Genomic DNA, 10925 nt, shown 5'->3' with positions numbered 1-10925 from the left:
GGACGCCCGTCGCCAATTCTGCCTCGACCGTTCGGGCAAGAGTCCGTCCGTGGCCGCCCGGCATCCCCAGCCGGCGGCGTTGCGAAAGGTAGTACGATGGCGACGGTGAAGGTTACCGACGCGAGCTTCGAGCAGGACGTTCTCAAGTCCGCCGAGCCGGTCGTCGTGGATTTCTGGGCCGAATGGTGCGGCCCCTGTCGGCAGATCGGCCCGGCGCTCGAAGAGATCGCGGCCGATCTCCAGGGCAAGGTGAAGATCGCCAAGGTCAACGTCGATGAGAACCCGGGGATCGCCTCTCAGTACGGCATCCGCTCGATCCCGACGCTGCTCCTGTTCAAGAACGGTGAGCGGGTCGACCAGAAGGTCGGCGCGTCCCCGAAGGGCGACCTGTCCCGCTGGATCTCGGCTCAGACCGCCTCGGCCTGATCCGCACGAGGCGTCGGGCCCCTCGGCCCGGCGCCCTCACGGCCCATAGCCGGCGAGGAAGATCCGCACCGCCTCATCGACGCGGTGGTTGAGTTCGCCCTCGCTCTCGATGCCCCCGGCCGAGAACAGCAGCCGCGTGAACAAGCCGGCCTGACACAGGTGCAGGAAGTGCTTGGCGGCGAGCGTCGTGTCCGCCTCCCGCAGGCGCCCCGCCGCGACCTGCGCGTCGAGATAGGCCGCGAGCCGCCCGACCCCGAGCGCCGGCCCCGCCTCGAAGAAGGCCCGCCCGAGATGCGGGAACTTCTCGCAGGCGCCGATCACCATCCGCACCAGCGAGACGTGCTCGGGCTTGCTCATCTCTCTGAGATAGATCCGCCCGAGGCGCGTGAGCACGCCGCGCATGTCGGGATCCTCGACATTCAGCGCGAACAAGGCCTCCGCGAGGTCGCGCTTCTGCGCGATGGTCAGCGCCTCGAACAGCGCGTCCTTGCTGTCGAAATAGACGTAGAGCGTCCCCTTCGACACGCCGGCGGCCTTAGCGATCTCGCCCATGCTCGCCCCGTCGAAGCCCGACGCCGTGAACACCCGGCGCGCGCCCTCCAGGATCTGCCGTCGCTTCTCCGTTTCGACCCCGTCGCGCTCGACGGCACCCGTGCCCGCCACCTTCCCTGCCCCCAAGCTCATTGACCGAACGGTTCGGTCAAAATATGCTGAGGGAATTCGGGATCGGCGTCAACGCCCGTCCCGCGCATTGACCGAACGGTTCGGTCAAACTGGAGTGTATTCGGATGTCCCTCCGTGAGGATGCCGGGCGGCCGACCGAGGTCGCGGACGACGAGAACCTCACCGCGGCGTCTCCGCCGCATGCCGATTCCCGTTCGGTCGCCACATTGCCCGCGCAGGCCCTGGCCCCGGCCGAGCCGGTGAAGCGCAGGCGCCCGCTCCGCAAGCTCCTGCTCCTCGGCCTGCTGGCGGCGGCCGTCGGCGGGGGCGGCTACGAGGGGTGGCAATGGTGGAGCGTCGGGCGGTTCTTCATCTCGACCGACGACGCCTATGTGCAGGCCGACATCTCGGTGCTGGCCGCCAAGGTCTCGGGCTATCTCGAAGCCGCGCCCGTGGTGAACGGCCAGACCGTCGCGCGGGGCGATGTCATCGCCAAGCTCGATGATGGCGATTACCGCCTCGCCCTGCGATCGGCGCGGGACAAGCTCGCCACCCAGCAGAGCACCATCGAGCGGATCGGCCGGCAGGCGGATGCCGCCGAGGCGCAGGTCGGGCAGGCCTCCGCGCAGGTGGAGGCGAGCCGCGCCGACGCCGTGCGCGCCGATGCCGATTACCGCCGCGCCATGCAGATGCAGGCCGATTACGTCGCCAAGTCGCGCATCGATCAGACCAAGGCGGATCGCGACCGCACCGAGGCGGCGGTGAAGGGCGCCGAGGCCGCCCTGCTCGCCGCCCGCGCCAACGTCGATGTCCTGCGGGCGCAGCAGAAGGAGGCCCGGAACCTCTCGGCCGAGCTGAGCACCGCCGTGGACCGCGCCCAGCGCGACCTCGACTTCACGGTGATCCGCGCCCCCTTCGACGGCGTGGTCGGGAACAAGGCGGTGGAGGCGGGCGCCTACGTCGCGCCGGGCACCCGCGTGGCCGCCCTCGTGCCGCTGCAGAGCGTGCGCATCGACGCGAACTTCAAGGAGACGCAGGTCGAGCGGATGCGCCCCGGCCAGGCGGTGATCGTGACCGTCGACGCCTATCCCGACCGGCCGATCCGGGGCGTGGTGGAATCCTTCTCGCCGGCCTCCGGCTCGGTGTTCAGCCTGCTGCCGCCGGACAACGCCACGGGCAACTTCACCAAGATCGTGCAGCGCCTGCCGGTGCGGGTGAAGGTGCCTCTCGACGTCGCCCGCGAAGGCATCCTGCGGCCGGGCCTCTCGGCGGTGGTGAAGGTGGACACCCGCGAGGCGGGCGGGCGCGCGAACGCCCAGGTCGCCGAGGCGCATTAGAGCCCGACGCCATGGCCGCCTCCGCCGCCCTGTCACCCGCCGCCATGCCGGTGCCGGCCGATCCGCCGATCGACCGGCGGCGGATGATCGCCTTCCTGTGCATGGTGTTCGGGATGTTCATGGCGATCCTGGACATCCAGATCGTCTCGGCCTCCCTCAACGAGATCCAGGCCGGGCTCTCGGCCTCCGGCGACGAAATCCCCTGGGTCCAGACCAGCTATCTCATCGCGGAGGTCATCTCGATTCCGCTCTCGGGCACCCTCTCGCGGGTGCTCTCGACCCGGTGGATGTTCGCCATCTCGGCGGGCGGCTTCACCCTCATGAGCCTGATGTGCGCCTCCTCCTCGACCATCGGCGAGATGATCGTCTGGCGGGCGCTCCAGGGCTTCATCGGCGGCGGGATGATCCCGACCGTCTTCGCCTCGGCCTTCACGATCTTCCCGCCCTCGAAGCGGACCATCGTCTCGCCGATGATCGGCCTCGTGGCGACCCTGGCGCCGACCATCGGCCCCACGGTCGGCGGCTATCTCACCGACCTCATGTCCTGGCACTGGCTGTTCCTCGTGAACGTCGTGCCCGGCATCCTCGTCACGGTCTCGACCGCGATCCTCGTGGATTTCGACAAGCCGAACCTCTCGCTCCTCGACGATTTCGACTGGTTCGGCCTCGCCGCGATGGCCGCCTTCCTCGGCTGCATGGAATACGTGCTGGAGGAAGGCCCGAACCATGACTGGCTGCAGGACGAGGCGGTCTTCGCCTGCGCGATCATCTGCGTCGCGAGCGGCTTGTTGTTCTTCTGGCGGGCCTTTACCGCCCGCCAGCCCATCGTGGACCTGCGCGCGTTCTCCGACCGCAACTTCGCCAGCGGCTGCGTGGCGAGCTTCGTCATGGGGATCGGCCTCTACGGACTGACCTACCTCTACCCGGTCTATCTCGCCCGGGTGCGCGGCTACTCGGCGCTGATGATCGGCGAGACGATGTTCGTCTCCGGCCTCTGCATGTTCGCCACCGCGCCCATTGCAGGGCGATTCTCCGGCAAGGTCGATCCCCGCGTGCTGATGGCGATCGGCTTCGCCGGCTTCGCGGCGGGCACCTGGATCGTCACCGGCCTGACCAAGGATTGGGACTTCTGGGAACTGCTGTGGCCGCAGGTGCTGCGCGGCTGCTCGCTGATGCTGTGCATGATCCCGATCAACAACATCGCGCTCGGCACCCTCCCCCCGGCGCGGATGAAGAACGCCGCCGGGCTCTACAACCTCACCCGCAACCTCGGCGGCGCGGTGGGGCTCGCGCTCATCAACACCCTGCTCAACGACCGCTGGGACCTGCATCTCACCCGCCTGCACGAGCGCTTCACATGGTCCCACGCCCCGGCCCTGGAGCGCCTCGACGCCCTGCAGCGGGGCTTTTCGGATTACGGCAGCGCCGCCTCGTCCATGGCGCTGAAGGCCATGACCAACACGGTGCGTATCCAAGGGCTGGTGATGGCCTTCGAGGACGTGTTCCTCGTCCTCACCGTGCTGTTCCTCGCCATGGCCTGCGCGGTGCCGCTGATCCGCAAGCCAAGGGCCGGCGCGGGCGGGGGCGGCGGCCATTGAGGGGTGGATTGCGGGGGGCGCCGCGGATGCGGCAGGATTGAATAGCCTCCGCCAGTACCGATCTGCTAATGACGGATCACGGGACCGACGGAAGACGGCCCCGCGCCGACGGCCGGGACGGGACGCATGGATTTTCTCAACGCTATGGGCGGCACCGCCGGAAGCTTCTTCGGCGCCGTCATCCCGTTTCTATTCGTGCTCACGGTCGTCGTATTCGTGCACGAAATGGGCCATTTCCTCGTCGGCCGCTGGTGCGGCGTGGGCGTCCACGCCTTCTCCATCGGCTTCGGTCCGGAGCTGTTCGGCTTCAACGACCGTCGCGGCACCCGCTGGAAGCTCTGCGCCATCCCCCTCGGCGGCTATGTGAAGTTCCATGGCGACGCCAACGGCGCCAGCGTGCCCGCCCCCGAACTGATCGCGCAGATGACCCCGCAGGAGCGGGCGATCAGCTTCCCGACCCAGCCGGTCGCCAAGCGCGCGGCCATCGTCGCCGCCGGGCCGGTGGCGAACTTCATCCTCGCCATCGCGCTCTTCGCCGGGGCGATCTGGCTCGGCGGGCGCTACGAATTGCCGGCCCGCGTCTCGTCCGTGGAGGCGAGCAGCGTCGCCGACCAAGCCGGCTTCAAGCCGGGCGACCTCATCACCGCCATCGACGGCGAGCCGGTCGGCGACTTCAACGCCATGTACCGGACGGTGACGGGCTCGGCCGGCACCCCCCTCGTCTTCACCGTCGAGCGGGACGGCCGCAATCTCACCATCAACGCGACGCCGGCCACCATCGAGGAGCGCACGCCCTTCGGCCGTCACCGGATCGGTCGGCTCGGCATCCGCTCGCCGAACGGCAGCGAGGCGAAGCTCGTCCAGTACAACATCGCCGACTCCCTGAAGCTCGGGGTGAGCGAAACCTACTTCGTGGTGGAGCGGACGTTCTCCTATCTCGGCAAGCTGATCACCGGCCGCGAATCCGCCGATCAGCTCTCCGGCCCCATCGGCATCGCCCGCGTCTCGGGCGAGGTCGCCAAGACCGGCGGCGTCGGCGGGCTGGTCGGGCTCATCGCCCTGCTCTCCGTCTCGATCGGGCTGCTGAACCTCTTCCCCGTGCCGCTGCTCGATGGCGGGCACCTGCTGTTCTACGCCTTCGAGGTGGTGCGCGGCCGCCCGCTCAGCGAGCGCGCGCAGGAGGTCGGCTTCCGCATCGGCCTCGCCCTGGTGCTGATGCTGATGCTGTTCGCCGCCTGGAACGACATCCTCAACCTCGGCGCCTCCCTGCGGAACACCTGATCCGCCCCTGCGGGGGCGGTGGATAGGGTGCAAAAATAAACCCGCCCGCCCCCGCCCCGGCGCCCAGCGAGCGCCACAATCTTGGCCGTAGCCTCTACCCGGGCGAGTTTCCGGGAGGGTTCACAACCGGTGAACGCATCGGACGAGGCCACCGGAAAGCGCTACCGCTACAGGCGTTTACGCCTCGTTCAGCATGATTGTCGCTTTCGTTGCACGGTGACCGCCGCGTTAAGTGGCGCGAAGGCCACGACCCCGCAAAATCCCCTCCTGAACGGTACGGCCACGTTTGCTTGGCGGGGGAATCCCTTTAAGAGCTTTGCTTGGACCGAAGCCACGCTTGGACCACGGGAATGGGACGATCGACCAACGGTCGCCCGCGCAGGCAAGGCCTGCGACCAGATCAGAAACGGGCGATTGCATGATGTCGTTGACGGGCAAGCATCGGCGTAAGTCGATGCGGAAGACCATCGTCCTGATCTCCGCCGGGGCGGGTATGGTCCTGGGCGGAGCCGCCCAGGCTCAGCAGATTGTCGTGCAGGGCAACCAGCGCGTCGATTCCGACACCATTCGGTCCTACGTCACCGGCACCGCTTCGGGCTCCGCAGAGGAGGCCCGGCGCAACCTGCTCGCCAGCGGCATGTTCTCGGACGTGAAGGTGTCCCAGGGTGGCGGACGCACGGTCGTGACCGTGCGCGAGAACAACCTGATCAACCGGGTGGTCTTCGAGGGCAACAAGAAGGTCGAGAAGGCGACGCTGGAAAGCGTGGTCGAGTCGAAGTCGCGCGGCCCCTACAGCGAGGCCACGATCAACGCCGACCTCGCCCGCATCCGCGACGTCTACAAGCGCTTCGGCCGCGGTCTCGCCAAGGCCACCTACCGCACGGTCACGCTGCCCAACGGCCGCGTCGACGTGATCTACGACATCGACGAAGGCGATAAGACCGGCATCCTGTCGATCAACTTCGTGGGCAACGAGGCCTATTCCGAGCGGACGCTGCGCGGGCTGATGAGCTCGTCGGAGATGAACTTCCTGTCGTTCATCAAGACCTCGGACGTCTACGATCCGGACCGGATCAGCCAGGACCTCGAGCAGGTGCGCCGCTACTACCTGAAGAACGGCTATGCCGACTTCCAGGTGGTGAACGCCGATGCGCGCTACGTCGAGGGTGAGCAATCCGGCTACGTCATCACCATTACCCTGAACGAGGGCCAGCAATACGCGGTCGGCGCCGTGGCGGTGGATTCGCGCCTGCCCGGCCTCGACACCGAGGCCCTGCGCAGCGACATCGCGACCAATGTCGGCGACACCTACAACGCCGATGACGTCGAGCGGACGCTCAACACCCTGACCCGTGACGTGAACCGGGCGGGCTATCCCTTCGCCCAGGTCCGTCCGACCGGCCAGCGCGACCCGGCGACCCAGAAGGTCTCCCTCGGCTTCGTGGTCGAGGACGGCCCGCACGTCTACGTCGAGCGCATCAACGTCCGCGGCAACACCCGCACCCGCGATTACGTCATCCGCCGCGAGCTCGATTTCGCCGAGGGCGACGCCTACAACCGCGTGCTCACCGACCGCGCCGAGCGCCGCCTGAACGGCCTGGGCTTCTTCAAGAAGGTCCGGTTCTCGAACGAGCCCGGTTCCTCCCCCGACCGCGTCGTCGTGAACATCGATGTCGAGGATCAGCCCACGGGTTCGTTCTCGGTGGCGGGCGGCTACTCCACCCAGGACGGCATCATCGGCGAAGTCTCGGTCTCCGAGTCGAACTTCCTCGGCCGTGGCCAGTACGTGCGCCTCGCCGGTACCGGCGGCCAATACTCGCGCGGTGTCGATTTCTCGTTCACCGAGCCGTACTTCCTCGGCTACCGCCTCGCGGCCGGCTTCGACGCCTTCTACAAGTACTCGGACCTGACCCGGTACTCGCGCTACGAGACGACCGTCTACGGCGGCCAGCTCCGCATCGGCCTGCCGATCACCGAGGAATTCGGCGTCACCCTTCGCTACTCGCTGTACAACACCGAGCTGAAGGTCCCGAACAGCCTCAAGAAGCCGTACAACGACTGCTCGATCCCGATCCCGGGCTACACGCAGACCTACGCGGGCGGCACGATCCTGAACGGGCGCGACGTCGGCGGTCAGTCGATCTACCCGAACTGCGCGTATGACGGTGAAGCCTCGATCGCCATCAAGGGTTCGCAGGGCAACACCCTCACCTCGCTGGCCGGTCTGACCCTCGCCTACTCGACGCTCGACGTCATCGGCGCACCGCGCAACGGCATCTACGCCGAGTTGAAGCCGGACGTGGCGGGCCTGGGCGGCGACTCGAAGTTCTTCCGCGTGACGGCCGACGCCCGTTACTACAAGGAACTCTACGAGGACGTCGTCGGCTTCGTCCGCTTCCAGGGCGGTCACGTCGAGGCGCTGGACGGCAAGCCGCTGCGCGTCACCGACCAGTTCTTCCTCGGCCCGTCGCTGGTGCGCGGCTTCGCGCCGAACGGCATCGGCCCCCGCGACGTCGGCATCGCCGACGCCCGCTCCAACGCCATCGGTGGCTCGACCTATGTCGGCGGTACCGTGGAAATCCAGTTCCCGCTCTACGGCGTGCCGCGCGATCTGGGCCTGAAGGGCGCCGTGTTCGCCGATGCCGGTACGCTGTTCGGCTATCACGGCCAGCGCACCTTCGACGTGAACGGCGACCAATTCATCAACGGCTTCGCCGCCGGTCGATGCAACTTCAACGCCTTCACCCTCGGCGTCGAGCCGGAATGCGTGAACGTCCGCGACAAGGCCGTCATCCGGTCCTCGATCGGCGCGTCCATCCTCTGGAACTCGCCGCTGGGCCCGATCCGGTTCGACTACGCCTACGCCCTGAGCAAGGACGAGGGTGAGAAGGTCATCATCCCGGGCACCGGCAAGATCGGCCATATCGGCCGCGACCAGACCCAGGCGTTCCGCTTCTCCGGCGGCTCGCGCTTCTAAAACCCTGCTTCGATGCTCCGGCCGGGGATGCCCCGGCCGGAGTTTCTCGTTTATAGAGCGCCTTGACGCTCCCCTTTGCCGACCGTCCCCCGCGTGGGGACGTTTCGATTCCGGGAGCTCCCTCGCCGGACGCGCCGAGCCCGACGACGGGCGTCATCGGCGCGGTTTGGTTCGAGATGTCCGACACAGAGTTCTTCACGCCCTCGGCCGCGCTCGCCTACGCCGACATCGCCGCCGCGGCCGGCACCGCCCTCCCCGAGGGTGTGGACCCCGCCCGCACAATCGCCGGGGCCGCGCCGCTGGAGAGCGCCGGACCCGCCGACCTCGCCTACATGGACAATGCCCGCTACGGCGAGGCCCTGGCGCAGACCCGCGCCGGCATCTGCCTCGTGGGGCCGCGCTTCGCCGCCCGCGTTCCGGCGGAGACGGTCGCCATCGTCTGCCGCGATCCCTACCGGGTCTACGCCGCACTGCTCGGGCGCCTGCATCCCGACGCCCTGCGGCCGGGGCCGCAATTCGGCGGCCGGGGCCTCGCCTCCGGCGCCCATGTCCATCCGGAGGCGCGGCTGGAGGAAGGCGTGACGGTCGATCCCGGCGCCGTGGTCGGGCCGGGTGCCGAGATCGGGTCGGGCACGGTGATCGGCCCGAACGCCGTGATCGGGCCGGGGGTGCGGATCGGCCGGGATTGCGCCATCGGCGCCGGCACGACGCTGAGCCATGCCCTCGTCGGCAACCGGGTCATCGTCCATCCGGGCGCCCGGATCGGGCAGGACGGGTTCGGCTTCGCCATGGGCGCGACGCACCTGAAGGTGCCGCAGGTCGGCCGGGTGATCGTGCAGGACGATGTCGAGATCGGCGCCAACACCACCATCGACCGGGGCGCCTCCCGCGATACGGTGATCGGCGAGGGCACGAAGATCGATAACCTCGTGCAGATCGCCCACAACGTCGTGATCGGGCGTCATTGCGTCATCGTCTCGGGCGTGGGCATCTCCGGCTCCACGACCCTGGAGGATTACGTGGTGCTCGGCGGGCAGGTCGGCGTGGTCGGGCACCTGCGCATCGGGCGCGGCTCGCAGATCGCCGGCTCCTCGAACGTCAACCGCGACGTGCCGCCCGGCTCGCGCTGGGGCGGCACGCCGGCCAAGCCCGTCCGGGCCTGGTTCCGGGAGCTGACGACCCTCGCCCGCCTCGCGGAACGGTCGGGCCAGGATGCCGCCGAGGGCGAGAAGTCCTGAGGGGCGCGTGCCCTAAAACGCCGCTCCGCCCTTGCACATCCACGCATTTCTGCAAAAGAGAGGCCGCCGCCGGCACGGCGCCGGCAGACATCGAGGGCGGCACAACACGATGAGCGAGGCGGATCAGGTTCTCGGGACGGCCGACATCCACAAGTTGTTGGAATTACTGCCGCACCGCTACCCGTTCCTGATGGTCGACCGCATCGTGGAGATCGACCGGGACGAATCCTGCGTCGGCATCAAGAACGTGACGGCCAACGAGCCGCAGTTCCAGGGCCATTTCCCCAATCTACCGGTCTTCCCCGGCGTGCTCATCATCGAGGGCATGGCGCAGACGGCCGGCGCGATCTGCTGCCGCCACATCATGACGGACGAGCTTCGCACGAAGCAGGTATTCTTCATGACGATCGACAAGTGCAAGTTCCGCAAGCCGGTCATCCCAGGCGACCAGATCCGCTTCGAGATGCGCAAGATCAATCACCGCCGCACCATGTGGTGGTTCCGGGGCGAGGCGAAGGTGGACGGCGTGCTGGTGGCCGAGGCCGAGATCGGCGCCATGCTGGTGACGGAGTGAACCGATGAGCGCACCCGCGATCCACCCGAGCGCCGTGGTCGAATCCGGTGCCGAGATCGGCGACGGGGTGCGGATCGGCCCGTTCTGCCATGTCGGGCCGGATGTGGTGCTCGGCGAGGGCTGCGAGTTGGTGAGCCACGTCGTGGTGGCCGGGCGCACCCGCGTCGGCGCGCGCACGCGGATCTTCCCCTTCGCCTCCATCGGCCATCCGCCGCAGGACCTGAAGTATCGCGGCGAGCCCTCGACCCTGACGATCGGCGAGGAATGCCTGATCCGCGAGGGCGTCACCATGAACCCCGGCACGGCGGGAGGCGGGTTGCAGACCGTGATCGGCGACCGCTGCGCGTTCCTCGCCAATTCCCATGTCGGGCACGACTGCCATGTCGGCTCGAACGTGGTCTTCTCGAACAACGTGATGCTCGCCGGCCATTGCTGGGTCGGCGATTACGCGATCCTCGGCGGCGGCGCGGCGGTGATCCAGTTCGCCCGCGTCGGCGCCCACGCCTTCGTCGGCGGCCTGTCCGGGCTGGAGAACGATTGCATCCCCTACGGCATGGTGCTCGGCAACCGGGCCTACCTCTCGGGGCTGAACATCGTCGGCCTGCAACGGCGGGGCTTCGCCCGCGAGGACATCCACACCCTGCGCCGGGCCTACCGGCTGCTCTTCGCGCAGGAGGGCACGCTGATGGAGCGGGTGGAGGACGTGGCCGCGACCTTCGAATCCCACACGGCGGTGCGCGAGATCATCGAATTCATCCGCGCGGGCGGCAAGCGCTCCATCTGCACGCCCCGCGAGGCCCCCATCCCGGTGGGCGGCGCCTGACACCCTCG

General features: G+C 68.4%; 9 protein-coding genes. 8 read left to right on the top strand and 1 reads right to left on the bottom strand.

Going from position 1 to position 10925, the window contains the following annotated elements:
* The first annotated feature begins 96 nt into the window (after window positions 1-96).
* Window positions 97-426, top strand: a complete 330-nt coding sequence (trxA, locus tag ACXJ1Y_RS21740) for a thioredoxin (RefSeq protein ID WP_463848141.1) — start codon at window positions 97-99, stop codon at window positions 424-426.
* Between the two features lie 36 nt (window positions 427-462).
* On the opposite strand, the gene ACXJ1Y_RS21735 is transcribed toward trxA, so the two are convergent.
* A complete protein-coding gene (locus tag ACXJ1Y_RS21735) occupies window positions 463-1110 on the bottom strand; it encodes a TetR/AcrR family transcriptional regulator (RefSeq protein ID WP_463848140.1) in 648 nt (215 codons plus the stop codon).
* 104 nt (window positions 1111-1214) lie between these two features.
* Between ACXJ1Y_RS21735 and ACXJ1Y_RS21730 the strand changes: the two genes are divergently transcribed.
* The 7 genes from ACXJ1Y_RS21730 (at window position 1215) to lpxA (ending at window position 10917) form a co-directional block, all read left to right on the top strand.
* On the top strand, window positions 1215-2426 hold the full coding sequence (locus ACXJ1Y_RS21730) for an HlyD family secretion protein (protein ID WP_463848139.1): 1212 nt from the start codon (window positions 1215-1217) through the stop codon (window positions 2424-2426).
* Between the two features lie 11 nt (window positions 2427-2437).
* Window positions 2438-4024, top strand: coding sequence for a DHA2 family efflux MFS transporter permease subunit (locus ACXJ1Y_RS21725; protein WP_463848138.1), 1587 nt, complete (start codon window positions 2438-2440; stop codon window positions 4022-4024).
* A 126-nt stretch (window positions 4025-4150) separates the two neighbouring features.
* Window positions 4151-5305, top strand: coding sequence for an RIP metalloprotease RseP (rseP, locus tag ACXJ1Y_RS21720; RefSeq protein ID WP_463848137.1), 1155 nt, complete (start codon window positions 4151-4153; stop codon window positions 5303-5305).
* A gap of 418 nt (window positions 5306-5723) precedes the next feature.
* Window positions 5724-8282, top strand: a complete 2559-nt coding sequence (gene bamA, locus ACXJ1Y_RS21715) for an outer membrane protein assembly factor BamA (protein WP_463848136.1) — start codon at window positions 5724-5726, stop codon at window positions 8280-8282.
* Between the two features lie 176 nt (window positions 8283-8458).
* A complete protein-coding gene (lpxD, locus tag ACXJ1Y_RS21710) occupies window positions 8459-9520 on the top strand; it encodes a UDP-3-O-(3-hydroxymyristoyl)glucosamine N-acyltransferase (protein ID WP_463848135.1) in 1062 nt (353 codons plus the stop codon).
* Window positions 9521-9629: 109 nt separating this feature from the next.
* Window positions 9630-10094, top strand: a complete 465-nt coding sequence (gene fabZ / locus ACXJ1Y_RS21705) for a 3-hydroxyacyl-ACP dehydratase FabZ (protein WP_243952038.1) — start codon at window positions 9630-9632, stop codon at window positions 10092-10094.
* 4 nt (window positions 10095-10098) lie between these two features.
* The gene (gene lpxA / locus ACXJ1Y_RS21700) at window positions 10099-10917 is read left to right on the top strand and encodes an acyl-ACP--UDP-N-acetylglucosamine O-acyltransferase (protein WP_463848134.1); all 819 of its coding nucleotides are present in this window, start codon (window positions 10099-10101) and stop codon (window positions 10915-10917) included.
* The last annotated feature ends 8 nt before the right edge of the window (window positions 10918-10925 follow it).

It is taken from the genome of Methylobacterium sp. TK26 (genome assembly GCF_055361565.1).
Note: the sequence above shows the minus strand (reverse complement) of the source record. Positions and strands in the feature narration are given on the sequence as shown.

Bases quoted from the DNA above. Each gene is read 5' to 3' on its own strand.
- rseP (WP_463848137.1), top strand. From the start codon at position 4,151: ATGGATTTTCTCAACGCTATGGGCGGCACCGCCGGAAGCTTCTTCGGC.
- bamA (WP_463848136.1), top strand. From the start codon at position 5,724: ATGATGTCGTTGACGGGCAAGCATCGGCGTAAGTCGATGCGGAAGACC.
- fabZ (WP_243952038.1), top strand. From the start codon at position 9,630: ATGAGCGAGGCGGATCAGGTTCTCGGGACGGCCGACATCCACAAGTTG.
- lpxD (WP_463848135.1), top strand. From the start codon at position 8,459: ATGTCCGACACAGAGTTCTTCACGCCCTCGGCCGCGCTCGCCTACGCC.
- ACXJ1Y_RS21735 (WP_463848140.1), bottom strand. From the start codon at position 1,110: ATGAGCTTGGGGGCAGGGAAGGTGGCGGGCACGGGTGCCGTCGAGCGC.
- ACXJ1Y_RS21725 (WP_463848138.1), top strand. From the start codon at position 2,438: ATGGCCGCCTCCGCCGCCCTGTCACCCGCCGCCATGCCGGTGCCGGCC.
- lpxA (WP_463848134.1), top strand. From the start codon at position 10,099: ATGAGCGCACCCGCGATCCACCCGAGCGCCGTGGTCGAATCCGGTGCC.
- trxA (WP_463848141.1), top strand. From the start codon at position 97: ATGGCGACGGTGAAGGTTACCGACGCGAGCTTCGAGCAGGACGTTCTC.
- ACXJ1Y_RS21730 (WP_463848139.1), top strand. From the start codon at position 1,215: ATGTCCCTCCGTGAGGATGCCGGGCGGCCGACCGAGGTCGCGGACGAC.